Annotated in this window: 22 protein-coding genes; 12 read left to right on the top strand and 10 right to left on the bottom strand. The window is 65.1% G+C overall.

Annotated features, from left to right (window positions below; translation table 11 throughout):
• The first annotated feature begins 14 nt into the window (after positions 1 to 14).
• The 6 genes from dapA to MTX34_RS17840 all read left to right on the top strand — a co-directional run bounded on the left by dapA (position 15) and on the right by MTX34_RS17840 (position 6,960).
• Positions 15 to 959 (top strand): 4-hydroxy-tetrahydrodipicolinate synthase, encoded by a 945-nt coding sequence (gene dapA / locus MTX34_RS17865; RefSeq protein WP_243610267.1) that lies wholly within the window; start codon positions 15 to 17, stop codon positions 957 to 959.
• A 6-nt stretch (positions 960 to 965) separates the two neighbouring features.
• Complete coding sequence (locus MTX34_RS17860) at positions 966 to 3,350, top strand: excinuclease ABC subunit UvrA (RefSeq protein ID WP_243610266.1); 2,385 nt, start codon at positions 966 to 968, stop codon at positions 3,348 to 3,350.
• Between the two features lie 33 nt (positions 3,351 to 3,383).
• Entirely contained in the window at positions 3,384 to 3,938 is a 555-nt protein-coding gene (locus tag MTX34_RS17855) for an isochorismatase family protein (protein ID WP_243610265.1), read from the top strand.
• Between the two features lie 19 nt (positions 3,939 to 3,957).
• Positions 3,958 to 4,635 carry a GAP family protein gene (locus tag MTX34_RS17850; protein ID WP_243610264.1) on the top strand — a complete coding sequence of 226 codons (678 nt, stop codon included), beginning with the start codon at positions 3,958 to 3,960 and terminating at the stop codon, positions 4,633 to 4,635.
• Positions 4,636 to 4,658: 23 nt separating this feature from the next.
• Positions 4,659 to 5,459, top strand: coding sequence for a HugZ family protein (locus MTX34_RS17845; RefSeq protein ID WP_243610263.1), 801 nt, complete (start codon positions 4,659 to 4,661; stop codon positions 5,457 to 5,459).
• Between the two features lie 97 nt (positions 5,460 to 5,556).
• Positions 5,557 to 6,960 carry an NAD(P)/FAD-dependent oxidoreductase gene (locus MTX34_RS17840; RefSeq protein WP_243596189.1) on the top strand — a complete coding sequence of 468 codons (1,404 nt, stop codon included), beginning with the start codon at positions 5,557 to 5,559 and terminating at the stop codon, positions 6,958 to 6,960.
• A gap of 88 nt (positions 6,961 to 7,048) precedes the next feature.
• Here the strand turns inward: MTX34_RS17840 and MTX34_RS17835 are convergent, their stop codons facing one another.
• The 8 genes from MTX34_RS17835 to MTX34_RS17800 all read right to left on the bottom strand — a co-directional run bounded on the left by MTX34_RS17835 (position 7,049) and on the right by MTX34_RS17800 (position 14,295).
• Complete coding sequence (locus tag MTX34_RS17835) at positions 7,049 to 7,717, bottom strand: urease accessory protein UreD (RefSeq protein WP_243610262.1); 669 nt, start codon at positions 7,715 to 7,717, stop codon at positions 7,049 to 7,051.
• A gap of 6 nt (positions 7,718 to 7,723) precedes the next feature.
• Positions 7,724 to 8,428, bottom strand: coding sequence for an urease accessory protein UreG (gene ureG, locus MTX34_RS17830; RefSeq protein ID WP_094641747.1), 705 nt, complete (start codon positions 8,426 to 8,428; stop codon positions 7,724 to 7,726).
• Positions 8,429 to 8,467: 39 nt separating this feature from the next.
• Positions 8,468 to 9,124 (bottom strand): urease accessory protein UreF, encoded by a 657-nt coding sequence (locus tag MTX34_RS17825; RefSeq protein WP_243596186.1) that lies wholly within the window; start codon positions 9,122 to 9,124, stop codon positions 8,468 to 8,470.
• Positions 9,124 to 10,845, bottom strand: a complete 1,722-nt coding sequence (locus MTX34_RS17820; RefSeq protein WP_243610261.1) for an urease subunit alpha — start codon at positions 10,843 to 10,845, stop codon at positions 9,124 to 9,126. The genes MTX34_RS17825 and MTX34_RS17820 overlap by 1 nt, the downstream gene beginning before the upstream one ends.
• Positions 10,845 to 11,477: an urease subunit gamma gene (locus tag MTX34_RS17815; protein WP_243610260.1), complete on the bottom strand. Its 633-nt coding sequence runs from the start codon at positions 11,475 to 11,477 to the stop codon at positions 10,845 to 10,847. The genes MTX34_RS17820 and MTX34_RS17815 overlap by 1 nt, the downstream gene beginning before the upstream one ends.
• A gap of 85 nt (positions 11,478 to 11,562) precedes the next feature.
• Entirely contained in the window at positions 11,563 to 12,843 is a 1,281-nt protein-coding gene (locus tag MTX34_RS17810; RefSeq protein WP_243610259.1) for an aldolase/citrate lyase family protein, read from the bottom strand.
• A 5-nt stretch (positions 12,844 to 12,848) separates the two neighbouring features.
• On the bottom strand, positions 12,849 to 13,310 hold the full coding sequence (locus MTX34_RS17805; RefSeq protein WP_374639926.1) for a PaaI family thioesterase: 462 nt from the start codon (positions 13,308 to 13,310) through the stop codon (positions 12,849 to 12,851).
• Between the two features lie 223 nt (positions 13,311 to 13,533).
• Positions 13,534 to 14,295 (bottom strand): hypothetical protein, encoded by a 762-nt coding sequence (locus MTX34_RS17800; RefSeq protein ID WP_243610258.1) that lies wholly within the window; start codon positions 14,293 to 14,295, stop codon positions 13,534 to 13,536.
• A gap of 181 nt (positions 14,296 to 14,476) precedes the next feature.
• Between MTX34_RS17800 and MTX34_RS17795 the strand changes: the two genes are divergently transcribed.
• The 3 genes from MTX34_RS17795 (at position 14,477) to MTX34_RS17785 (ending at position 17,915) form a co-directional block, all read left to right on the top strand.
• On the top strand, positions 14,477 to 15,952 hold the full coding sequence (locus tag MTX34_RS17795) for an iron ABC transporter permease (RefSeq protein ID WP_243610257.1): 1,476 nt from the start codon (positions 14,477 to 14,479) through the stop codon (positions 15,950 to 15,952).
• A gap of 101 nt (positions 15,953 to 16,053) precedes the next feature.
• Positions 16,054 to 17,049 (top strand): iron chelate uptake ABC transporter family permease subunit, encoded by a 996-nt coding sequence (locus tag MTX34_RS17790; protein WP_243610276.1) that lies wholly within the window; start codon positions 16,054 to 16,056, stop codon positions 17,047 to 17,049.
• Positions 17,046 to 17,915 carry an ABC transporter ATP-binding protein gene (locus MTX34_RS17785; protein WP_243610256.1) on the top strand — a complete coding sequence of 290 codons (870 nt, stop codon included), beginning with the start codon at positions 17,046 to 17,048 and terminating at the stop codon, positions 17,913 to 17,915. Before MTX34_RS17790 ends, MTX34_RS17785 begins: the two co-directional genes overlap by 4 nt.
• A gap of 10 nt (positions 17,916 to 17,925) precedes the next feature.
• On the opposite strand, the gene MTX34_RS17780 is transcribed toward MTX34_RS17785, so the two are convergent.
• Together MTX34_RS17780 and MTX34_RS17775 are read right to left on the bottom strand one after the other, a co-directional pair.
• Positions 17,926 to 20,448 (bottom strand): bifunctional lysylphosphatidylglycerol flippase/synthetase MprF, encoded by a 2,523-nt coding sequence (locus tag MTX34_RS17780; protein ID WP_243610275.1) that lies wholly within the window; start codon positions 20,446 to 20,448, stop codon positions 17,926 to 17,928.
• A 113-nt stretch (positions 20,449 to 20,561) separates the two neighbouring features.
• Positions 20,562 to 21,863 (bottom strand): esterase family protein, encoded by a 1,302-nt coding sequence (locus MTX34_RS17775; protein ID WP_243610255.1) that lies wholly within the window; start codon positions 21,861 to 21,863, stop codon positions 20,562 to 20,564.
• Positions 21,864 to 22,061: 198 nt separating this feature from the next.
• On the opposite strand from MTX34_RS17775, the gene MTX34_RS17770 reads away from it, so the two are divergent.
• The 3 genes from MTX34_RS17770 (at position 22,062) to MTX34_RS17760 (ending at position 25,454) form a co-directional block, all read left to right on the top strand.
• Complete coding sequence (locus tag MTX34_RS17770; protein WP_243596178.1) at positions 22,062 to 22,478, top strand: BlaI/MecI/CopY family transcriptional regulator; 417 nt, start codon at positions 22,062 to 22,064, stop codon at positions 22,476 to 22,478.
• Between the two features lie 23 nt (positions 22,479 to 22,501).
• Positions 22,502 to 23,458 (top strand): M56 family metallopeptidase, encoded by a 957-nt coding sequence (locus MTX34_RS17765; RefSeq protein WP_243596177.1) that lies wholly within the window; start codon positions 22,502 to 22,504, stop codon positions 23,456 to 23,458.
• 277 nt (positions 23,459 to 23,735) lie between these two features.
• Positions 23,736 to 25,454, top strand: coding sequence for a DEAD/DEAH box helicase (locus tag MTX34_RS17760; protein ID WP_374639922.1), 1,719 nt, complete (start codon positions 23,736 to 23,738; stop codon positions 25,452 to 25,454).
• Positions 25,455 to 25,562 lie beyond the last annotated feature (108 nt).

Below are 25,562 nucleotides of genomic sequence, written 5' to 3'. Positions count from 1 at the left end.
TCCACACTCGGACCATGACCACCACTCCGTCGCCGGCCTCGACGATCTTCGGCACGAACCTCGTCGCCATGGCGACCCCCATGCACCCCGACGGATCGCTCGACCGAGCGGGCGTCGATGCGCTTCTGACGCACCTGATGGCAACACGATGCAACGGCGTCGTCGTCGCCGGAACGACCGGTGAAGCACCTACCCTGACGAACCACGAGACCTCACAGCTGATCGCTCGGGCTCGCAGGCACTCGGGTCACGCTGTTCGAGTGATCGCGGGAGTAGGCACCAACGACACCGCGACAGGGATCGAGATGGCCCGGTCCGCAGCAGCAGCCGGAGCCGACGCACTGTTGATCACCGCTCCCTACTATTCGCGGCCCACCCAGGCCGGCATCACGGAGCACATCGTCGCGATCGCCGAGGCAGGTGGGCTGCCCGTCATGGTGTACGACGTCCCTGCGCGGACAGGTGTGGCGGTCGAGGCGTCGACGCTCATCGAACTCTCCCGCCACCCCCTCATCGGTGCCGTCAAGGACGCGAAGGGTGATCTGTACGAGGCCATGACCGTCATGTCCTCGACGGACCTCGCCTACTACTGCGGAATCGACGAACTCGCGCTCCCCTACCTTGCCTCTGGTGCAACAGGATTGGTCAGTGTCACCGGCAACGTGGTGGCAGACCGTTACGCCGAACTGATCGCGGCAGTCCGCGTCGGCAACCTGGATCGGGCGATCGCAGTACAGCGATCGCTCCTGCCGTTGACCGACGCGATCATGCGTACGACGCAGGGTGCCATCATGGCCAAGGCCGCGCTCGTCAGGATCGGCGTCATCTCCGACGCGACCGTGCGGCGCCCTCTGCTCGAGTCCTCCGTGGGTGAATTGGGTCGGCTCGACGACGCCTTGTCGGCCACCGGAATCGATCAGGAATCGACAGGCGTGCACGTTCCGGTACGACTAGCGTGAGCCCTCATGGCGACGAAGAAGGTCACGCAGGACACGGCACCGCACGCTGCCGACGGTCACGATGTGATTCGGGTACAGGGGGCCCGGCAGAACAATCTTCAGGACATCGATGTCGAGTTGCCCAAGCGGCGACTGACCGTGTTCACCGGCGTCTCCGGCTCCGGAAAGAGTTCCTTGGTGTTCAGTACCATCGCCGCCGAATCGCAGCGCATGATCAACGAGACCTACAGTGCCTTCGTCCAAGGATTCATGCCGACGCTCGGCCGACCCGACGTCGACGTCATGGATGGACTCACCACGGCCATCATCGTCGATCAACAGCGCATGGGCTCCAATCCCCATTCCACCGTCGGGACCGCGACCGATGCCAACGCCATGCTCCGCATTCTGTTCAGCCGAGTCGGAAAGCCGTACATCGGCTCCGCACAGGCCTTTTCGTTCAACGTGGCGTCGGTGTCCGGTGCAGGCGCGTACAAGGTGGACAAGGGCGGCAGGCAGACCACCGAGAAGAAGTCATTCTCCGTGACCGGTGGCATGTGCCCGCGTTGTGAGGGCCGAGGCTCGGTCAGCGATTTCGATCTCACCGCGCTGTACGACGCGAGCAAGTCACTCAACGAGAGCGCGATCACGATCCCCGGCTACAGCATGGAGGGCTGGTACGGCCGAATTTTCCGCGGCTGTGGGTATTTCGACCCGGACAAGCCGATCTCGAAGTTCACTAAGAAGGAACTCGACGATCTGCTCTATCGCGAGCCGACGAAGGTCAAGGTCGAGGGCATCAATGTGACCTACTCGGGGCTCGTGCCCCAAATCCAGAAGTCGTTTCTGTCCAAGGACGTCGAGGCGATGCAGCCCCACATCCGCGCCTTCGTCGAACGCGCGATTACGTTCACCACCTGCCCGGACTGCCACGGCACCCGGCTCAACGAAGGCGCTCGGTCGTCGAAGATCAAGGGCGTCAACATCGCTGACGCGTGTTCGATGCAGATCAGCGATTTGGCGAAGTGGGTGGGTGGCCTGAAGGAACCGTCGGTGGCACCGCTGCTGACCACGCTGGGTGAGACCCTCGACTCGTTCGTGGAGATCGGGCTCGGCTACCTGAGCCTGGATCGCCCGTCGGGAACACTCTCCGGTGGAGAAGCCCAGCGCACCAAGATGATTCGCCATCTGGGGTCGTCGTTGACCGATGTGACCTACGTGTTCGACGAGCCGACCACCGGTCTGCATCCCCACGACATAGAGCGAATGAACAATCTGCTGCTTCAGCTGCGGGACAAGGGAAACACCGTGCTCGTCGTCGAGCACAAGCCCGAGACGATCTCCATCGCCGACCACGTCGTCGATCTGGGTCCCGGTGCAGGAAGCGCAGGCGGACACGTCTGTTTCGAGGGCACCGTCGACGGATTGCGTCAGAGCGACACGGTCACCGGTCGGCATTTCGACGACCGGGCTTCTCTCAAGGAGTCCGTCCGCGAGTTCTCCGATGTGCTCGAAATTCGCGGCGCGGACTCCCACAATCTGCGCGACGTCGACGTCGACGTTCCACTCGGTGTGTTGGTAGTCGTCACCGGCGTCGCCGGCTCGGGCAAGAGTTCGCTCATTCACGGATCACTCTCGGGGACGAACGATGTGGTGTCGGTCGATCAGGGGGCGATACGAGGGTCGCGTCGAAGCAATCCTGCAACCTATACCGGGCTGCTCGAACCGATTCGCAAGGCGTTCGCCAAGGAGAATGCCGTCAAACCTGCGCTGTTCAGCTCCAATTCGGAGGGCGCGTGCCCGACGTGCAACGGCGCCGGCGTCATCTACAGCGACCTCGCGATGATGGCCGGGGTCGCCACGGTGTGCGAGGAGTGCGAGGGCAAGCGATTCCAGGCATCGGTACTCGAGTACCACTTCGGCGGTCGCAACATCGACGAGGTGTTGTCGATGTCGGTCGCCGAGGCCGAGGAGTTCTTCTCCGACGGCTCAGCGAAATTGCTCCCGGCACACAAGATTCTGCAGCGCCTGAACGATGTCGGGTTGGGCTACCTCAAGATAGGCCAGCCGTTGACGACTCTGTCGGGTGGAGAACGGCAACGCCTCAAGCTGGCTACGCACATGGCCGACAAGGGCGGGATCTACGTGCTTGACGAACCCACCACCGGACTGCACCTTGCAGATGTCGACAAACTCCTCGGGCTGCTGGACCGCCTGGTCGACTCGGGCAAGTCGGTGATCGTCATCGAGCATCATCAGGCCGTCATGGCCCACGCCGACTGGATCATCGACCTAGGTCCCGGTGCCGGCCATGACGGCGGACTCGTCGTGTTCGAGGGAACGCCCTCCGATTTGATCGCGGACGGTTCGACTCTGACCGGCCAGCACCTGGCTGCGTACGTCGGGAGCTGACGTGCAACCGAACCCGAGAACAAGGGAGATGCCGTGACCACCCTGCTTCACCGGCCCGCAACCGCACTGGTGATCATCGACGTGCAGAACGACGTGTTGGTCGGCGTGCACGACCGGCAGCGCGTCATCAACAACATCGTCACCCTGGTGTCCCGCGCCCGGTACACCAGTACTCCGGTGATCTGGGTGCAGCACTCCTCCGAGAAGGAGCTGGCTTTCGGAACGGACGGCTGGAAACTCCTCGACGAGTTGCCGATGGATCCGCGCGATCCGCTCGTCCACAAGAAGCACGGCGATGCCTTCGAGGACACCGGTCTCGAAACCGAGCTCGCCGCCTCGGGCGTGGGGCATGTCGTCATCGCCGGGGCGCACACGGATTTCTGCATCAGGTCCACGCTGCACGGAGCCCTCGTCCGCGGATACGACGTGACGCTGGTGAGCGACGCACACACTGCCGAGGATCTGTCCGACTGGGGTGCGCCGCCACCTGCGCAGGTCATCGCGCACACGAACATGTACTGGGACAACCAGACCGCTCCCGGCCGGACTGCCGTGGCCGTCGTCACCGAGAAGGTCACCTTCGGCTGACCGATATCCTGGACACTCCATGGTGACCTTGCTGCTTGCGCTCGTCGGATTCGCACTGCTCGATTCGCTCGACGTGCTGCTGATCGGCGTGACCGCTGCCATCGCGGTGCACGCGAGAACCACCCGCCGGTCTCCTTTCCGAGCCGGGCTGGCCTTCGTCGGCGGAGTGTTCACAGCGACGACCACGTTCGGCATACTCACCGTTCTCGGCATCGACTTCTTCACCGATCTGTTCGACATCACCATCACTCCTACGGTCCGGTATCGCACCGAGCTGGTGATCGGGCTGGTGCTGATCACTCTCGGTGCTCTGCGCACCGCCGAACGGCGCCCACCGGCGTGGGCAGCCCGAGCCGGCTCGAGCATTCCCGTCGTCGCCCTGACCGGACTCACGATCGGTTTGGTGCAGGGCCCGACGGCAGTGCCTTATCTCGCCGGGCTGACGATGCTCTCGACCTACGATCCCCGGCCGCCGTGGTGGCCGGCCATCGTCGTCGTCTACTGCGTGATCGGGCTACTACCGCCCATCCTCGTTCTGATTCTGGCGTCGAGGAAGAGTCGACGTTCCAGACGCGCGTTCACGGCAACCGTGCGGGCGCTGATGCGGTACGGCCCGCCGACGGTGCGCGTCATCTTCGTCGTGCTCGGTGTCGCACTCGTCGCCGACGCGCTGATTCATGCCGCAGACCTCGTCTAGGTCGTCGCCGTAAGCTTCACCGCATGGCACTCGATCACGGCGATCCCGGTGACGCCCCGTCCGTCCCTCCTCCCCTAGCACCGGTGGTCCACGACCGTCGTCCCTCCGCGGCCGAGGAAGCGCGCACGATCGCTGCGTCCACCAACACCGCAACCCTCGCGAGCCTGACCGCGGACGGCGATCCCTGGGCATCGTTCGTCACCTACGGGTTGCTCGACGGCGCTCCAGTTCTGTGTGTCTCCCGGATGGCCGAGCACGGACGGAACCTCGCAGGCGATCAACGGATGAGCCTGTCGATCGTCGCACCGCAATCGCAGACCGATCCCCTGGCGTCGGGCCGTATCACGCTGGCCGGCGTGGTGGAACGGCCCGACGGGGACGAATTGGCCGCAGCACGCGCGGCGCATCTCGACGGCGTACCAGCAGCGAAGTACTACCTGGACTACAGCGACTTCACGCTCTGGGTCATGCGCGTGCAGCGAGTCCGCTGGGTCGGCGGATACGGCCGGATGGATTCGGCAACTGCCGACGCGTATTCCGAGGCCGCGCCCGATCCGGTGTCGCCGACCTCGGCGTACGCAATCGAGCACCTCAACGCCGACCACGCGTCGTCGCTGAACGCGATGGCTCGCGAATTGGGAGGCTTTCCCGACGCCACATCCGCCGAGTGCACGGCCGCGGACCGGTACGGACTGGATCTGAAAGTGCTCACGCCACGCGGGATCGCGTATACAAGGGTCGGCTATGCGACTCCGATCGACTCGGCTGCCGAACTGCGGGCCGCGACCGTGGAACTGGCGAAGCGCGCCGCAGCCGGCCGATAGGTGTGAGATGCAACCACAGACACGACGACCTCGCCGAGACGTCGCGATGGATGGCGACTACCGTTGACCTCACACAGCAATCGTTAGGGAGCAGGTAATGAGCATCCAACCGCTCGAATCGAAGCGTCACCGCGTCGTCGTCATCGGTTCCGGGTTCGGAGGTCTGTTCGGCGTCAAGGCGCTCAAGAAAGCCGACGTCGACATCACCCTCGTCGCCAAGACGACACACCACCTCTTCCAGCCTCTCCTTTACCAGGTCGCGACCGGAATTCTGTCCGTCGGCGAGATCGCCCCCACCACCCGCGTCATTCTGCGCAAGCAGAAGAACGCCGAGGTGCTGCTCGGAGACGTGCTGAACATCGATCTCGAGGCCAAGACGGTCACGTCCAAGCTCCTCGAACGCATCACCGTCACTCCGTTCGACAGCCTGATTGTCGCGGCGGGCGCACAACAGTCGTACTTCGGCAACGATCACTTCGCCGAGTTCGCGCCCGGCATGAAGACCATCGACGACGCTCTCGAACTGCGCGGACGCATCCTCGGTGCGTTCGAGCAGGCCGAACTCTCCGACGATCAAGAAGAGAAGGACCGCCTCATGACCTTCGTGGTCGTCGGCGCAGGTCCCACCGGCGTGGAGCTCGCCGGGCAGATCGCCGAGCTCGCCGATCGCACCCTCGACGGAGCTTTCCGCAACATCGATCCGCGTGACGCCCGCGTCATCCTGCTCGACGCCGCGCCCGCCGTGCTGCCGCCGATGGGCGAGAAGCTGGGCCGCAAGGCCGCCGAGCGGCTCGAGAAGCTCGGCGTCGAAATCCAGCTGAACGCGATGGTCACCGACGTCGACAACGACGGCCTGACCGTCAAGGAGAAGGACGGCACGACGCGTCGCATCGAGTCGCAGTGCAAGGTCTGGTCTGCAGGCGTGCAGGGCAGCCCCCTCGGCAAGCAGCTCGCCGACCAATCCGGATCGGAAACCGATCGCGCCGGACGCGTGCTGGTCGAACCGGACCTCACCGTCAAGGGCCATCCGAACGTGTTCGTGATCGGCGACCTGATGTCGGTCAAGGACGTTCCCGGCATGGCGCAGGGCGCCATCCAGGGAGCGACCTACGCGGCCAAGCTGATCAAGGCGTCGGTCAAGGGCCAGGACGATCCCGCCCAACGGGCCCCGTTCAAGTACTTCGACAAGGGTTCGATGGCAACGGTGTCGCGCTTCAACGCGGTCGCCAAGGTCGGAAAGCTAGAATTCGGCGGTTTCATCGCCTGGCTCATGTGGCTCGCGCTACATCTCTACTACCTGGTGGGTTACCGCAGCCGCATCACGACCGTCATCTCGTGGTTCGTGACGTTCCTCGGCCGCGGTCGGGCTCAGATGGCGTCGACCGAGCAGCAGGTGTTCGCGCGACTGGCCATCGAGCAACTCAACTCCATCGAACGTGCTGGTGACGTGGACAAGCGCACCGCCGAGGTGGAACGGCAACGCGAGGACGCAGCGGGCTGATCGGCCGCCGACCGAAGTGTTCGAGAACACGCATCGGCCGACGGGACACCGTCGGCCGATGCGTTGTTCGTTTCGAAGTGTGCGGGTCTCACAGATCGGCTCCGGCGGGCTGCAGTCGGCGTCCCACGGAGGTGCTGAGCGAACCGCCTCCTGCCAGCGACAGCCGGACGGTCCCGTCGGCGAGATCGACCTCGGACGAACGGTCATCGGGATACTGCAAGGTGCTGGACATCGACAGCGGAGCCGACAGCGCGTCGTGCGCAACCGATCCCGCACCCAGTTCCACTCGGTGACGCAACAACGGGCTGTTGCCGACGTCGCATCGCATCGCACTGCTCCACCGACCCGATGCTTCCTCGAATCGTCCGATCTGCGTCCTCTCACGTAGCCACAATGTTGAATCTTCCTGCAGTGCAACGGTATTGACCACCGAGTGCGAGGCGTCGGATACCACGACCATTGGTTCGGGATCGAAGATCAACGACGCGCCCGCTCCGACCTCGAAGTGCCACTGCGCGGAGGAGTGACGATGCAGCCCACCGGGCATCGCCAACGAGGCAGCGACACTGCGCACCTCCAGGTGGGCGCCGGCCGCCACCGATATTCTCACGGTGATGGTGTCACCGCCCAGAGGCGTTGCCGCCGTTCCGATCAGGTGAACCGTGTCCGGTCCCGTCTGTCGGCCGGCCAGCCCTCCCACCGAGGTGATGCGTGGGCTCCGGGTGCGGCTCGCGTCGATGCAGAGCTCGGTGTGCATCGACGCTCAGTGCGTGTGGGCATGCGCGTCGGCGTCGGCGATCACCTTCAGCTGCTCCCGCACCCACTCGAGCACCATGGTCGCCGCCGGATCGTCGGTGAGGGAGATCAGCGCAGTCGGTCGTCCCTCGCGCACCTGGGCCGCGTCGCGCTCCATGACACCGAGGTCGGCTCCGACGTACGGGGCGAGGTCCGTCTTGTTGACGACCAGCAGGTCGGAGAACGTGACACCGGGACCGCCCTTGCGCGGCACCTTGTCTCCCCCGGCAACGTCGACGACGAAGATCTGTACATCGATCAGACCGGACGAGAACGTCGCCGTCAGATTGTCGCCACCGGATTCCACGAGAATCAGATCGAGGGGCGGGTTGTTCTCGATCAGATCGTCGATGGCGTCGAGATTGGCCGTGATGTCGTCTCGGATCGCGGTGTGCGGGCAGCCACCGGTCTGCACCGCCGTGATGCGCTCGTCGGGCAACACCGCGTGCCGACGCAAGAAATCCGCGTCCTCGGTGGTGTAGATGTCGTTGGTGAGTACGGCCAGTGAGAGTTCGTCGCGCAGCTCGCGGCACAGGGCAGCCACCAACGCCGTCTTGCCGGACCCGACGGGACCACCGATCCCGACGCGCAGCGCATCGCCTGCCACCCGTGCGCGCTTGGGCCGATCCAAACCGTGGTCGTGGGGCTCACCGTCGATCAGGTGCGGGGGCATGTCGAACTCCTTGTCACTAGAGAAAAAATGGAACCGTAATCAGGATACGAACAACGGCCGATCGCGGACGGCGTGGGCTTCGGCGAACATGTCCAGCAACGGATCCGACAACTCCATCAGCTCCGGCAGACATCGACACACCGCGGCCGTCACGTCGTCGCAGAACTCGCCCAACCGGATGGTGCACGCCGCGACCTCGGCCGGATCGAGCGCGAGGAGACGCTGTGCTGCAATCGCCGACCCGGTCATGGTGATGTACACCTGTACCGCGGCCGTGTCGGCAACCGACAGGCCCGCCGCGAGTCCGACGTGCCCAGCGGCAACCGCCAGGTGTGGCCTCCGCCCGATCGACGCCCAATCATGATGCGGCCACGCCGATTTGGCCAACCGAAGCAATCCACGGCCCTGAGCACGGGAGGCAGACCTGGCTGCCGGGGACGGAGTTCGTGCGTCGGATTCGGCATCGGCCTCGTCCGTGCTCGACGACCCGTGCACCAACGATGCGGCAATGGACGCCGTGGTGGCACCGGAAGTCCTGATGCGCCGTCGTAGGAAGGCCTCGAGCGTCGTGATGTCTCGAACGAAGCCCGAGGCGATGGCTTCTTCGACTCCCCCGGAGTGCACGTGGCCACCGGTGGGCAGGCGGGAATCGGCAAGCGAGAGAAGCGTCGTCACTCGTAGTCGGGCATCGGACATCAGAAGAGGAAATATCGCTGCGCCATCGGCAGTTCGGTGGCCGGTTGCTCTGTCCACACGTCACCGTCGATCCGCACGGTGAAGGTGTCGGGATCCACTCGGATATCGGGCAGAGCGTCGTTGTGTGCCATGTCCGACTTCCTGACGCCGCGCACGTTCTTGACCGGAACCAGCCGTCGATCACAGTTGAGACGTCCAGCGAGTCCGTCCTCGATCGCCTGTGGGGCAACAAAATGCAGTGAGGTCGCAGCGGCCGCCTTCGGCGACGCCCCGAACATCGGACGCGGCAGTTCGGGCTGCGGGGTCGGGATGGACGCGTTGGCATCGCCCATGGCAGCCCAGGCGATCATGCCGCCCTTGATCACCATGTGGGGACGTACGCCGAAGAACGCCGGATCCCACAGCACGAGGTCGGCGAGCTTCCCCGGTTCGATCGAACCGATCTCGTCGTCCAGGCCGTGTGCGACGGCCGGGCAGATGGTGTACTTCGCGACGTAGCGCATGACACGGTTGTTGTCGGCTCCGTTGTCACCGGCCAGGAACCCACGGCGAGATTTCATCACGTGTGCCGTCTGCCAGGTTCGCAGAACCACCTCACCGATCCGGCCCATCGCCTGGGCGTCGCTACCGATCATCGAGATCGCACCCATGTCGTGCAGCAGATCCTCGGCCGCGATGGTCGACGGTCGGATTCGGCTCTCGGCGAAGGCGAGATCCTCCGGAATGGAAGGACTGAGGTGGTGGCACACCATCAGCATGTCGAGATGTTCGTCCAGCGTGTTGACGGTGTGGGGACGCGTCGGGTTGGTCGAGCTGGGCAACACATGTGGCTGCGCCGCAACGGTGATGATGTCGGGTGCGTGCCCACCGCCCGCACCCTCGGTGTGGTACGCGTGAATTCCGCGTCCCTTGATCGCATCGAGGGTGGTCTCGACGAAGCCGGCCTCGTTCAGGGTGTCCGAGTGCAGTGCTGCCTGAACGCCTGCGTCCTCGCACACTCGCAGGCACGCGTCGATCGCGGCCGGAGTCGATCCCCAGTCCTCGTGCAGTTTCAATCCCGATGCGCCCGCTCGTAATTGCTCCCACATCGAGTCCGGATTGACCGTGTTGCCCTTGCCGAGGAGCACGATGTTCATCGGCCAGTCGTCCAGCGATTCCAGCATTCGGGAGAGGTGCCACGCGCCAGGGGTGACGGTGGTGGCCTTGCTGCCTTCGGCGGGGCCGGTTCCTCCTGCGATGACGGTGGTGATGCCGCCGCCGAGAGCTTCTTCCTTGATCTGAGGGCAGATCAGGTGGACGTGGCAGTCGATGCCGCCTGCTGTGACGATCTTCCCGTTGCCCGCGATGATCTCGGTGGACGGGCCGATGACGAGATCGGGATGTACCCCGGTCATGGTGTCGGGGTTGCCCGATTTGCCGAGTGCCACGATGCGTCCGTCGCGAATACCGAGATCGGCCTTGATGATTCCCCAGTAATCGACAACCACCACCCCGGTGATCACCGTGTCGGGAGCACCGTCGGCGCGGGTGGCTCGGGACTGACCCATCGATTCACGGATCACCTTCCCGCCGCCGAACACGGCCTCCTCACCGGCGTTGCCGGGTCCGCCACTGCGGTCCTCGGTGACCTCGATCAGAAGATCGGTGTCCGCCAAACGGATTCGATCACCCGTGGTGGGGCCGAACAACTGGGCGTATCGACTGCGACTCATGCGCGCCATCAGCTGTCCAACTTTCCGGGAGGTGTCATGCTCAATCCGTGTACCTCGCGCGTGCCACCGAGGGGCACGAGCCGAATCGTCTGTTCGATGCCGGGCTCGAAACGCACCGCTGTGCCTGCGGGTATGTCGAGCCGGCAACCGTATGCCCGCTCACGGTCGAACTGCAGAGCTGCATTGGACTGCGGGAAATGCACGTGGCTACCCACCTGTACCGGTCGATCTCCCGCGTTCACGACGATCATCGAGATCACCTCGGCACCCTCGTTGATCTCGATGTCGCCTGCGACGGTGATGATCTCGCCCGGGATCAGGTGGCCGTCACCCCGCGTCGGCGAGATCGGCTCGTGCACCGTGATCAGCTTCGTACCGTCCGGAAAAGTCGCTTCCACCATCACCTCGGGGAGCAACTCGGGAACCCCGACGAGCACGTCGTCGGCACCGAGAACCTCACGACCCGAGGACATCAGGTCTGCGACCGATCGGCCGTCGCGGGCACCCTCGAGGAGGTGATCGGTGATGACCGCGATCGCCTCGGGGTGGTTGAGCTTCAGGCCGCGTGCCTGACGACGGCGAGCGAGTTCGGCCGCGTAACTGACGAGCAGTCGGTCCTGCTCGTGCGGAGACAACCGCATTGGAGTTCTCCGTCCCGATCGGTGATGGTGCCCGGCAATTCTGACACGCTTGCGACCCGTCGGCAGCGGAGTGCGCCGACGCACCTCATCCGAGCGGCACGGTCACCGATCGATCGAGCAGTCCGCGCAGCACGTCTCGGTCGATGCCGGCAGCAACGTTCTGCAGCTCGGCGATGCCGAACGCGCCCGAATCCAGACCCCGCACCAGTACGCCTGCCAAAGCCTGCGCCGTCGCCGGCTCGTCCATCACCTCACCACCCTGACGATCGAGGTAGCTGCCCAACCGAGCAGCAGCGACCGGCATGGCCTGACGGAAGAAGCCGAAGGTGGCAAGCCACCGTGTCACCAGATGCCCAGGATGCATGTCCCACCCCTGATAGAAGCCGCGCTCGAGGGATCTGGTGACCAGATCGAAATGCCGCCGAGCGGACGACGCGACCTGATCGGGATCGCCGGTCGGCACCACCTGGGTCGAGCCGTCACACACCCATACCCCGGTCTGCGCCGCCGCCACCAACATGACGCTCTTCGCATGGTCTGCCACCGGATGCGCCAATGATTGCTGCGCAGAAGTGATTCCGCAGGCGGCGCTGTAGTCGTAGGTCCCGTAGTGCAGGGCAGTGCAGCGGCCGTCCGCCCGAGTGATCGCCCGCGCGAGCGTCGTCGTGCCATCGGCCCCGATCACCGCCTGTGGGCTCTCGATCTGCAACTCGAACCGAAGCGCACGATCCGGTAGACCATGGGCCCGCTCGAGTTCCTCGCACACGGCCACCACTGCGGCCACCTGCTGGACGGCGCGCAGCTTGGGTACGGTGAACACGAAGCCGTCGGGCACTCCCCCGGCTCCCTCCAGAACGAGCTCGAGAGTGCGAATACCACGCCGACGCTCATGTGCAGCAAGCCCTTTGGCGCGTACTCCGAGCCATGTCGGGCCCGCTGGATCCAGCGCCAACGCCGACAGCGCGGCACCGGCTGCGCGCGCATGACCGTCCTCGACGGCGTCCGACCGCCACCCGTAGCCGTCCTCGAAGTCGAATCTGAGATCTTGAACAGGAGCACTGCCGAGCCGGTCACGCACGAGTGGCAGTGCGTCGGCGGTGTCGAGTCCCGCGAATGCCTCGGGGTTGGCGTCCAGGATGGCCAGGGCGGCCGCGCCCCATTCGGCCGGCACGGCAGCCGAAGCGTCCGCGGCCGATACGTAGACGGTGTGCGAAGGCTGACCGCCGATTCGGTCACCCGGATAGTGCTGTGCCAGTTCGTCATCGATGGGACCGAACAGTGACTCCAGGCGATCGAACGCGTCGGGGGTCAATGCGGTGCCCCTGGACTCGGAGGAGGATTCGGCGTTGTCGCTGTGTCCGGTCATGGGCCTCACTGTCCCAGATGCGCGGTGTTTTCGACATTCGCGAGCCGGACCTTGCCCTGGGCGACAAGGCGTCCGTTCTCGTCCGTCATGTCGACCTGCCAGAGCTGCTGGGTGCGACCCCGGTGAATCGGATGTCCATGCGCGGTCAGGGTTCCCGAGCGCGTTGCGCGCAGGAAATCGGTGTTGTTGTTGGTTCCGACCACGTGTCCGCGCGCGCCGAACCACGCCGATCCACCGATACTGGCCACCGATTCGACCACCGAGCACAGCACGCCCCCGTGCATGATTCCGGCCGGTTGATGAAGCTGCGGGGTGACGGTCCATTCCGCGCACACCTCGTCGCCGGACACCTCGAGGTATCGCAGGCCGACTACCCCGTCGAATCCTCGTCCACACAGTTCTGTGAGCTGCTCCGGCGTCATGGTGTCGAAGGTGCTCTCCCCAGTAATGCCGTTCGAGTCCGTCATAGCTCTGCCTCCGGTGGCGTCGAAATGGTCCGGCCGACTCGACTGTCGACTCCGACTCAGAGATACACGACGATCGACCCACGAAAATCGGTGGGCCTCTCGTTCGCTGTGAACGAGAGGCCCACCGTGGCAAGGACCGGGAGTCACTGCAGCCCTCAGGACTCCGGCGCGGTCCGTTGGTATCAAGTCAGCATAGGCAAACCTTAGTTCATGCGCAAGGGAGTCACGACGCCCGCAGCCGCACCCGGCCAGGCACCCCGACGCGTGACCGGACGGGAGCCCCCGCCGCGACCATCGCGTCGAGCAACATCTGACCTCTGCGCGCACCTGCAGATGCGCCCGCCCCCGCAAGAATCGGCACGTACGTCGAGGCCCCGAGGATGGCGTCGCCCACCAGAGCCCAGAAGACTCGCGCGTCCAGCGGTGCGCGCTCCGACACCGCGCGGTGGACCGCACCGAGCGAGGTCGTGCAACGGTGCGCCGTCCAGACCAACAAGGCCTGTTCGCATGGGAGCGTGACCGTGCCGGGCTCACCCGCAGCCGGGTCCTCCGGTAGGACTCTCAGGATCGGCGATCCTACTCCCGCCCAATCGATTCCGCCGTCGCTGTCCATGTGGATCCACAGATTGTCGATGCCCGGATCCCAGGCGCGTGCCTCCAGAACCAGCAGCGCGGTCACGCGGCCGACGACGGCGTGGATCAAGGCCGTCGCGACCTGCACTGCCGCGGCCTCCGGAACATCGAGATCCTCGAGCGACCGTCGGTACATCTGCTCAACGCGGCCGTCGTCGAGGCCCACGGCCAACTGCCACCAGCGTCGCTTTCCCTCGTTCGCCATCGCTGCCACCGCGTACATCCGCGGATAATCGGGATTCAGCGCGCGCAGGGTTGCACACGAGTCGGCCAACAACGTCGCCGCGCCGGATCGATTCGAGAATCGATGCACATCGGCCCAGCCCGTGAATTCCGCGGTTGCAACTGACACCTGAATCTCCTCGCAGTTCGTGGCGGGTGCACGCATCGCACCTCGACCCCTGTATGTAGGTTAGCCTAACCAGATCTCAAAACGGGACAGGTACCGCTATCCTTACCTCGCCTCACGCGGCGAGCAAGGGTTCCGTAACCTAAACCGAGTCCCTTCGATACAGCGAGGAGTCACGACCACAGTGACAACTGCTCCGCTACTCGGTCCCCACGGCGCTCGCCGGTCTCCCGACGAGCAGTACGGGACCCAGGACGTGCCCGCGGGACCGCCGCCGCGGAGTTCTCGCATCGCCGCTGCCGCGATCGATGCCCTGATCGTGCTGCTCCCGCTCTTCGTAGGCTGGTCGATCGTCGACGCGCTCCGTGACGACAACGGTGGCGGCCAGGCGGACCGATTCGTGTTCGGCACGATCGCCGTATGCGTCGCGCTGGCTCTGTTCGTCTGGAACCGCGGATACCGCGACGGCAACGAAGGCCAGAGCACCGGTCGACGTTGGATGGGCCTGACGCTGCGTGACAGCACCACGCACGACCCGATCGGCGCGCGGCGTGCCCTCGGACGCCAGTTCCGCATAGGTGCTGCATCGTCCGAGGTGGTGCGTGACAAGACGGCAGTCGCGGACGGGTTCGAGCCCATCCCCAAGGACGGTTCGGTCGCAGCCATTCGACGGCGGAGATTGCTCGGCTTGGCCGTCCTGGTCGCAGCTCTCGTGGCCGGGATACTCGCGAGCATCGCCATCGGTGCCCGGCCACTGACGTTCGCCGAGATCGCGCACGCCCTGCTGAATTCGACGGGCACCGACACCGACATCATCGTGCGCACGTTGCGGATTCCCCGCACGGTGCTCGCACTGGTCGTCGGCATCGCGCTCGGTATCGCAGGTGCCCTCATCCAAGGGCACACGCGCAACCCGTTGGCCGACGCCAGCCTGCTCGGCCTCAATGCCGGTGCGGCGTTCTTCGTGGTGATGGCCATCTACCTGTTCCGATTCACCTCACCGAGTCAGTACCTGTGGTTCGCGTTCGCCGGCTCTGCGGTGGCGAGCGTCGTCGTGTTCGGACTGTCGTCGATCGGATCGGGCAGATCCAGTCCGATCAATCTGGCGCTGGCCGGAGCGGGCGTCGCGTTCTTTCTCTCAGCGATGACCAACGCAGTCGTACTGCTCGATCAGACCAGCCTCGACGGCTACCGCTTCTGGGTGGTCGGATCGGTCGCAGGACGCGGCCTCGACGTGCTGTGGCAGGTATTGCCCTTCCTGGTGATCGGCATTCTGATCGCACTCGCGAGCACTCCCGGCCTGAATGTCATGAGCCTCGGTGAGGACGTCGCACGCTCGCTCGGGACCAACATCGCGATCACCCGAACTGTCGGAATCCTCGCCATCACGCTGTTGACCGGCGCAGCGACTGCCGCGTGCGGACCCATTGCGTTCGTCGGCCTGGTCGTGCCGCACATCGCTCGGGCGGTGACGGGACCCGACTACCGCTGGCTGGTCCCCTACGCGGGGCTCATGGGCGGAGTGATGCTGATGATCGCCGACGTCATCGGACGCGTCGTGGTGCGCCCGGGCGAGCTACAGGTGGGCATCGTTCTGGCCCTGATCGGAGCGCCCTTCTTCATCGCCCTCGTTCGACGCAGAAAGCTGGTCGGCCTGTGACCGCCGATGTACGGTCCCCCGCGCCCCCGTCCGGTACCGGCGCGGTTCGCACTCGGCCTCCGTTTCGCCTCGGCCCGATCTCGACCGTCCGACGGCCGCTCATGGTTCTGACCACCGCCCTGCTGGCCGTGGCACTGATGCTGGTCATGTGCGTGAACATCGGCCGGGGCGACTTTCCGCTGTCGATAGCTCAGGTCCTCGACGTCCTGCTCGGTGGTGGCTCGAGGATCGAGCGCTTCATCGTGATGGACCTGCGCCTGCCGCGATCTCTGACCGGGCTGCTGGTCGGAGCGGCACTCGGTATATCCGGGGCCATCACCCAGTCGATATCCCGCAACGCGCTCGCCAGCCCCGACATCCTCGGTATCACCGCCGGTTCCAGTGCCGCAGCGGTCGCATTGATCGTGCTCGGCGGAGGCGGCAGCTTCAGCGGTCTGCTCGCTACTCTGGGCCTGCCACTCGCGGCCCTGATCGGCGGTCTGCTCACCGCAATCGCGATCTACACCCTCGCCTGGCGAAAAGGCGTCGACGGCTTCCGGCTCATTCTGGTGGGAATTGCCGTCAACGCCATGCTCACGGCCGTGATCGGCTGGCTACTGATCAGCGCCGACATCAACGACGTCTCGCGCGCTCAGGTCTGGCTCAACGGCTCGCTCAACGGTGCCAACTGGGCCTCGGTCTGGCCGGTCGCGGCGGCTGTCGTACTCGTCGGCGGTGGCACCGTCATCGCGACGTTCACCCTCGGCGCGCTACGCCTGGGTGACGACAACGCGCGATCGCTCGGCGTGCGCCTGCAACACAGCCAAGCCATGATGCTGCTCGCTGCTGTCGCGCTCGCGGCGATCGCCACCGCCGCGGCCGGACCCATCGGATTCGTAGCGCTGGCCGCCCCCCAGATCGCGCTGAGGATTCTGCGAACGCCGGGCCCGCCGATCATCGCCTCGGCACTACTGGGTGGATTGTTGGTGGTGGCAAGCGATCTCATCGCGCGCACCATTCTGCCGGTGGAGCTCCCGGTCGGAATCGTCACCTCCGCCCTCGGTGGACCCTTCCTGCTCTACCTTCTCGTTCGCAGTAATCGAAAGGCTTCCATATGACAATCGGCCACACCTCGCGCCTGATCGCGGAAGACCTCAGCCTCGGTTACGGCGATCGCATCATCGTCGAGCACCTCGATCTCGAAATTCACACCGGTGTCATCACCACGGTCATCGGTCCCAACGGCTGCGGAAAATCGACCCTGCTTCGTTCGCTCGGCCGCCTGCTCAAGCCCAAGGCCGGCAGCGTCACGCTCGACGGTCGGGCGATCTCGTCGATGAAGACCAAGGAGGTGGCTCGCACACTGGGAATGCTGCCTCAGGCACCGACCGCTCCCGAGGGGCTCACTGTCGCCGATCTGGTGTCGCGCGGTCGCCATCCGCACCAGTCGTGGATCCGGCAGTGGAGCTCGGACGACGAGGCCGAGGTGGCGAACGCGTTGGAACTGACCGGGGTCGCAGATCTCGCCGACCGGCCCGTCGACGAACTGTCCGGCGGCCAACGGCAGCGCGCATGGATCTCGATGGCGCTGGCCCAGGGCACCGACATTCTGCTCCTCGACGAGCCGACCACGTACCTCGATCTGGCGCACTCCATCGAAGTCCTGGACCTCGTCGACCGGCTGCACGACGAACTCGGCCGCACCATCGTGATGGTGCTGCACGACCTCAACTTGGCAATTCGCTACAGCGACCGGTTGATCGTGATGAAGCAGGGACAGATCGTCACCTCGGGTCGGCCGCAGGACGTCATTTCCGAGCAGCTTCTGCTCGACGTCTTCGGCCTCGAAGCCGCCGTGATCGAGGACCCGATGTCCGATCGCCCACTCGTCGTTCCGATCGGCACTCGGCACGTGTACGGGTCGGTCGGCGGGCCGGTGAAGTCACTGCACCGTTCTGCTGCAGAACCGTTCACCGCCAACTGACGAGCCGGCGTCACCGCTCGATCATGGTGCGCACCAGCTTGACACCCTGACCGATCGACACGTCCGGCAGATATGCGCGGCCGATCGCGTTGCCGATACTGGGCAGTGCGGCCGGATCCGCGAAGGTCATGTGCATCGGTTCGTAGCGAGGCTGGAACTTCGATTTGAACGCCAACAAAGAACGGAATCCGTAGACGGGTTCGAGGGTGCGTCCGAGGACATCGAGCAGCCGCTCCAACAGTCCCGACAGCGTCGATTGCTCGGCACTGGCCACGTGTTCGGGTTGCTTCTCGTCGACTTTGGCCAGGGGCGCTCCCGAGAGACTGAGGAATCTGGCCCCCTCCTGTTCGAGCAGCAGAGCGGCCGATGCGATGAGAAATTCCATCGTGGGTCGAAACCCTTCGGATCGCCGTCTCATGAAATCGAGCGTCCAACCGACGATGACTCCATCCTCGTAGACCGGCATCCACGAGGTCACGCCGTGCACGGTCCGTTGCTCGTCGACGGCGATCAGGCACCGCACGTTCTCGTCGTCGACCTCCTCGAGACCGCCGAGGGTGAAGCCCATCTCGGGCATGCCCTTGTCCGCGACCCACTCCTCCGAAATGGCAGTGATCTGGTCCGTGATCGCCAGCGGAGCAGAAGGAAAACGAATCCACTCTGCGACGACGCCGGCTTTTTTCGCTCTGTTCAGTGCAGTCCGCACATCCTGGAATCGTTTGCCGGTGAAGGCAATTCCGTCCAGGTCGAGGACCGTTTCCTCACCGACCTGGATTCCGCCCCAGCCGAGGGAATCGGTGATGCGGCGGACGTCGGGGGTGACGGAGTAGAAGCATGGAATCCATCCGTTCCTCGACGCGAACTCCGCGAAGTCGACGACGTTGTCCCGCAGGGACTCCCGTGGACCGACGGGATCGCCGGTGGTCAGTGCCACACCGGAGATGACTCGGTAGGCGACGTAGCTACGGCCGTCCGGACCGAACCAGTACTTGTTGCCGCGCCAGGTCGTCATCCACGACAGAGCAGACCCGCTGCTCGACATCAGCAATCCGCGCGCGCGTTCGGTGGCATCGGTCTCGGTGCCGTACACCGGGGTGAGGAACGTGCTGGCGGCGAGCACGCACACCACCACCCAGAACACCACGCCGGTCCACTCGAAGAGCAGGGTCGTCGGCGTGCTCTGAGGTAGCAGGGCGGGTTCGAGCCACTGCAGATAGACCGGGGGAATCAATCGTTGCGGGAAGTCCGCCAGTAACCCGCCGAAGGACGCCGAATCGGCGAACCCGTCGCGGGCCAGATACCCACCGATCGAGTAGATCAGGGCGAGTCCGACCGCCACTCCGACCACCGAGGCCGCCCATCGACGGTAGGTACCCGAAGGTGCCGAGACGTCGAAGAACTTGCGCGTGACGATCAGGACCAGCAGCACGATCAGTGGCAGCAGGAACGGGACCGCAGTGCGGTACGCCGTCGGCGATTCCAATCCGTAGAACAGGGACTGATCGTCACCGGACTCGAGAAACCGGATTGCGAAGTTGGCCACCGACAGTGCAAGCAGAATTCCCTGCGAGACCACCGCCATCGCCCACGCGAAACGCCTGCCTCGACGCAGGCCGTCACTGACCACGAGCAGGAACAAGGACGGCATGATGCTCAGGATCGTCGGGCCGACTCCCCCGAGTCTGAGATCGAGCAGACCACGACGGCATTCGACCGGGTCGGTGGTCGCGTCGGAGCAGATTTCGCGCACCTCGGCCGCCGTGTACGGCACCCCCCGCACTACATCACGAAGTACCGCGAACGGCCCGACAGCGTTGGGACTCAGGGCAGCCAGCACCGGGCCGAGGGCACTCGCGGCGACGATCAGCGCAACCAACACCCGACCTTCGCGTTGGGTACCCGCCAATCGAGGTCCGCGGGCCGATCGCCCGACGATCCATGGTCCGACGATCAGACCGATCACCGCCGCAGCGAGCCGAACGACGTCCTGCAGGTGTCCACCGAACAATGCCAACGTCACCAGCAGGGCCAGCACGCCGACGCGGATTCGCCTGCGCCACAACGTATCCATGCGCGAGGTCGCGACCAGGACCACGCCGAAGATCCAGGTCGTCGGGCCCACAGCGGTTCCGACGTGCAACCGGAAGCCCCAGTCCGCGTCGAAGGTCTTGGCCAGGGCCGCGAGACCGAGACCGAGCAGCGAGCCGGCCACCTGCGTCACGAATGCTGCGACGGCGAAGCGACGGGATCCGATCCGGCGCTCGATCGGTGCAGCGGCGAGCAGCACCCCGACTGTGGCCACCACACAACCGGCGATGTTGGGCGCCGTCAGACCCGAGGTGAGCGGGGTCCACAGGTGCCAGTGCTCGAACGGCATGATGCCCACGGCGAAGTACTTGTCCATCTCGCCCCGGTTGTCCACGACCGCAGCGACGATGCCCATCACCCAGACGACGGCGAGCAAGGTGAAACTCACCGGTGCTCCCACGGCACCGAACACGATGAGCGCCCACACCCGCCGAAGTTGGCGCATGACTGCAGACGCACCCGACCTCAGGGATTCCGTGCGCTCGGACACCCAGGACGGTTCGGCGGGCGTGGGTGGTTCGGCGTCCGCCGCAGACGGTCGTTCCGGATCGGTCACGTTCACGAAATCAACCCTGTTCTCGTTGCCAGCCATGGGAGCTCACGGCGGAGCCCTTCCGACCACACCGCGAAGCTGTGCCCGCCCGGTACCTCCACGTACTGCACGTCCATCCCGGCGGCCTTCGCAGCGTTGTACATCTCCTGCTGACCGGATTTGTAGTCGTTGTCGTCCGACCCCACGACGAAAATACCGGCCGAATCAGGGTACTGACGCGATTTCAGCAGGTCGAGTGGGTTGACGGCAGCAAACGCTGCCGGATTTCCGCCGAAAGCCTCGCGGATGGTGCGATCCCTGTCGCCGAGACTGGGCTCGGTCTGACCCGACAGGTCGAGGAAGGTGGGATAGACGTCGGGATGATTCGTCGCCATCTGGATGGAACACGTTCCGCCGTAGGACAGTCCACCGATCGCCCACTGTGCGCGATCCGGATCGACCTGAAGAGCACTGTCGATCCAGTCCGGTACGTCGCGCGACAGGTACGTGTCGACGTTGCCGAGCGGAGAGTCGACACACAGCGGGTTGTCGATCGGCGAACCGGTGCCGTCGGCCACGACCACAACCGGTGCCAGGCCGGCGTGGTCGCGGGCGAAGTTGTCCATCGTCTCGGCGAGCTTGCCGCCGTTGAGCCAGTCCTCCGGGTCACCCGGCTGACCGGCGAGGAGTACGAGTACCGGCAGCAAAGGACGTGGATCCGAGAAATATGCAGGGGGAAGATATACCTGAGCGTCTCGGGCAGAGAAGTTCGATGCCGTAGCAGGGATGGCAGCCGAGGTGAGGCGACCAGCGGACGGCATTCCCGCTGGTGCGGTCCAGACGGAATCGAGCGGCGTTCCGGTGACGGTTCGAGAAACCGCTGGAGGAACGTCGGAGAACTGAATGCGGGTCGCGGACTCCACCCCCAGCGCAGTACCCACGGTCGGATACGCGTCGAACTTCAGGTTGACGTTCAGCGCAGAGACTGCCACGACGAGCACGGCCGCCACCAGCGACGCGAGCGTACCGAGAACCCCGTGCGCCGCCATCGAACGTGGGATCACCGCGATCAGGGCCCCGAGGCCGACCCCGATCCAGACATAGATGGACGTCTCGATCGGATCCGGGAGCGGTCGCCACACCTTTTCGACGACCACGTAACCGATCACGGTGACCACAACGGCCGCCGTTGCCACTATCGGTAGCCCACGTGTCATGTATCGCCGCGAGCGAGAGACGAGCAGCCAGACACCGCCCAGAACTCCGGCCACTGCGACGATGACAGGTAACGGTCCGTCGATCAAAGAAAGGGAATCGAACCAATCCACGTGAAGCTCCGCTCGTCTGACGGATTCGGACCGAGATGCGGCACGAACTGTCGTCAGAATATTCGTCCACGACACCTCGCCGGTGGGGACCCGCCGAAATCGGGCGGCAGCGACTATGACCGATCCCACACCACCCGACAGCTCGGTACTACTACGAGTAGTACGCATCAGCGTCGGAGTAGCCGTAGACTCGGACGAATGGCTGGTCTTGGTGAACTAGAGCGCGCAGTGATGGACCATCTGTGGGAGTCGTCGGATCCCCAGACCGTTCGACAGGTCCACGAGGCGCTCGCGACGCATCGCGAACTCGCGTACACAACGGTGATGACCGTGCTGCAGCGGCTGGCGAAGAAGAAGTTGGTCGTCCAGCAACGCGACGACAGAGCACACCGGTACGCGCCGTTGCACGGCCGCGACGAGTTGGTAGCAAGCCTCATGGTCGACGCTCTGTCGCAGGCACCGGCATCGGGTGGACGCGCAGCGGCTCTCGTGCACTTCGTCGGGCAGGTGGGGGCCGACGAGGCCGCCGCACTCCGTGAGGCACTTGCCGCGCTGGAAGTGGCACAATCGACTACAGAGTCCCCTTCGGCTGGAGATAGCCGTCCGAGGGACTGACGCTCGCCGTAGTAAGTGAGGACATGAACTCGACGACTGCCCTGGTTTTTGCGGTACTCGCGCTGATTCTGGCGGGGCCGGTTCCAGCGGTGCTCGCTCGGGCGACGTGGCCGTACCGGTCACCCCGCGCCGCCCTCGTGCTGTGGCAGGCGATTGCTCTCGCTGCTGTTCTCTCTGCATTCAGCTCCGGCCTCGCCATCGGCGGACTGCTGTTGGTTCCCGGTCCGGACGGCCGTCCGACGACGGCCCCGACCGACGAGATCGACGCACTGGGTCTCCCTCTGTGGATCCTCTACGTCGTCGTCCTCGCGATCACGCTCGGTATCGGCGCCAAACTGATGTTCTCTGTCGTTCAGGTAGCGATCAGAACTCGCCGCCGCCGGTCCAGGCACCGCGTACTCGTAGATCTTCTGGATCGAAGCGACTTGGGCGAGAACCCTTTTCGTGGTCTTCGGGATGCCGACATTCGAGTGATCGACGCGGCCGAACCGATTGCGTACTGCTTGCCCGGTCTGCGCCAGCGGGTGGTCCTCAGTCGAGGAACACTGGCCAGCCTCTCCGAGGCAGAAGTGACCGCCATACTCAGTCACGAGCGGTCCCATCTTCGGGCCCGCCACGACCTGGTCCTCGAGGCGTTCACCGCGGTCAACGAAGCGTTTCCGCGGATCGTCCGAAGCAAATCCGCCCTCGGCAGCGTGCAATTGCTGGTCGAGCTGCTCGCAGACGATTCGGCGGTCAAGGTGACCGGCCCCACTCCGCTGGCCAGGGCACTGGTCACGTGTGCCGGGTCCACCGCACCGCGTGGTGCGATGGCGGCCGGTGGACCGCACACCCTGATCCGTGTTCAACGCTTGAGCGGACCGGGCAGCGATGTGCGCATCGCCGCGGCTGCCTACGCAGCGGCCGTGGTGATCCTCGTTCTCCCCACGATCTACGTCGCCATGCCGTGGCTGGAGGAACTGAGCAAGCTCGTCGGGTGAGTCTGCACGCGATCGGGGTCGCACAGGTCACATCGACTCGAGTCGAACAATTCGCGAGACGTCCCGTACAGTAGAGACCGGTCGCCATCGCGACCTAGCAATCGAAATGGCACAAACAGCCCCACTTTATGCAGTTCTCAGCTGCATTCTGATGGCCAGGTGACAGTGCCCTGGCTCGTATCAATGTGTTCTGGCTGTTTTTCGTGTTTCCCGGTTCTTCGGGTGCTCTCAGCTTCGGGCTTATTGGCGTGCCCGTAATCCGGAGAGGCTTTACTGCGTGACCCACGCTGTTTCCAACACACCCGTTTCCACCACTTCCGACGCCACGGCAGTCCCGACGCCCGTAGCGGCACCGGCCTTCACCTTCGCCGATCTCGGACTGCCCGAGGCAGTCGTCGCCGCATTGGCGCGCAACTCGATCACCGTGCCCTCCCCCATCCAGGAGAAGGCGCTCCCCGACGCGATCGCCGGCAAGAACGTCCTCGGTCGCGCGCAGACAGGTTCGGGCAAGACCCTTGCCTTCGGCCTGCCGATTCTGCAACGCCTGTCGCTGCACACCGACCGACCGGCCGCGAAGCGCCCGCGTTCACTGGTGCTGGTTCCCACCCGCGAGCTCGCCTTCCAGGTCGTCGAATCTCTCGCTCCCTACGCCAATGCGCAGGGCCTGCGAGTCATGCCCGCCGTCGGCGGCACCCCGTTCAACAAGCAGGTCGAGCAGCTCCGACGCGGAGTCGACGTTCTCGTCGCCACCCCCGGCCGCCTCGCCGATCACCTTCGTCAGGGCACCTGCATCCTGGACTCCATCGAGATCACCGCCCTCGACGAGGCCGATCAGATGGCCGACATGGGCTTCCTGCCCGAGGTGCGTGCCGTCCTCGCCGACACTCCGGCAGACGGACAGCGCATGCTGTTCTCGGCAACCCTCGACCGTGAGGTTCAGTCGCTGGTACGCCAGTTCCTGCCCGATCACGTCGAGCACTCCACCCAGGACGGCAAAGCCAGCGTCCGGACCATGGATCACTACGTACTCATGGTCGACCGGGGTCAGAAGGATCTGGTTCTCTCCGAGATCGGTGCCCGCGAAGGCGGCCGCACCATCATGTTCGCGCGTACCAAGCTGGGCTGCGACGGAATCACCGACCGTCTACGTGCGCTCGGTATCGCCGCGGAGTCACTGCACGGTGGCAAGGCACAGAATCAGCGCACCCGCGTTCTCGAGCGCTTCAAGAACGGCCGTACCCCCGTTCTCGTCGCCACCGACGTCGCTGCTCGCGGAATCCACGTCGACGGTATCGACCTGGTCGTTCACGTCGACCCGCCCGCAGACCACAAGGACTACCTGCACCGCGCAGGACGCACAGCACGCGCCGGAGAAAAGGGCACCGTTGTCGCGATCGTGCTCCCCAACCAGCGTCGTCAGGTTCTGCGTCTGACCGGTATGGCCGGCGTCAAGGCCACCGCCGTCAACGTCTCGCCCGGTTCGGCCGAGCTGAACAGCATCACCGGGGCGAAGAAGCCGACCGGTGAGCCCCTGCGCGCCGAGTCCGCTCCCCGTGACCGGAACAGTCGTCCCGGCTACCAGGGATCGAACCCACGCAGCGGCGGCGGATACCAGGGCTCCAACCCGCGCAGCAGTGGCGGGTACCAGGGCTCGAACCCCCGCAGCAGTGGCGGCTACCAGGGCTCCAACCCGCGCAGCGGCGAGGGCTACCAGGGAGACCGTCCCCGCACCGGCTACCAGGGTTCGAACCCGCGTGGCGAGGGCTACCAGGGTTCCAATCCCCGCAGCGGCGGCGGCTACCAGGGCTCCAACCCACGTAGCGAGGGCTACCAGGGAGACCGTCCGCGTCGCTCCGACTCGAGCTCGTACCGTGGCTCCGACAACCGTCGTCCCGCGTCCGGCCCCCGCCAGGACGAGCACCGCTCCGGAGGCTTCCGCAGCCGCACGGAACGCCGTTCGTACGACGGTTTCGACGGTCCGGCTCGCAGCCACTGATCGGTTCGTCACCGTGAGGTCGTGATCCGACCGGAACTGCAACAACGGGTGCCGCATTCTTCGCGAATGCGGCACCCGTTGTCGTTCTGTCGGACTGGGTTCGACGCA

Source organism: Rhodococcus sp. ARC_M5 (genome assembly GCF_022810405.1).
GTDB classification, from domain to species: domain Bacteria; phylum Actinomycetota; class Actinomycetes; order Mycobacteriales; family Mycobacteriaceae; genus Rhodococcoides; species Rhodococcoides navarretei.
The sequence above is the reverse complement of the archived record's forward strand: the minus strand, read 5'-3'. Positions and strand labels throughout refer to the sequence as shown.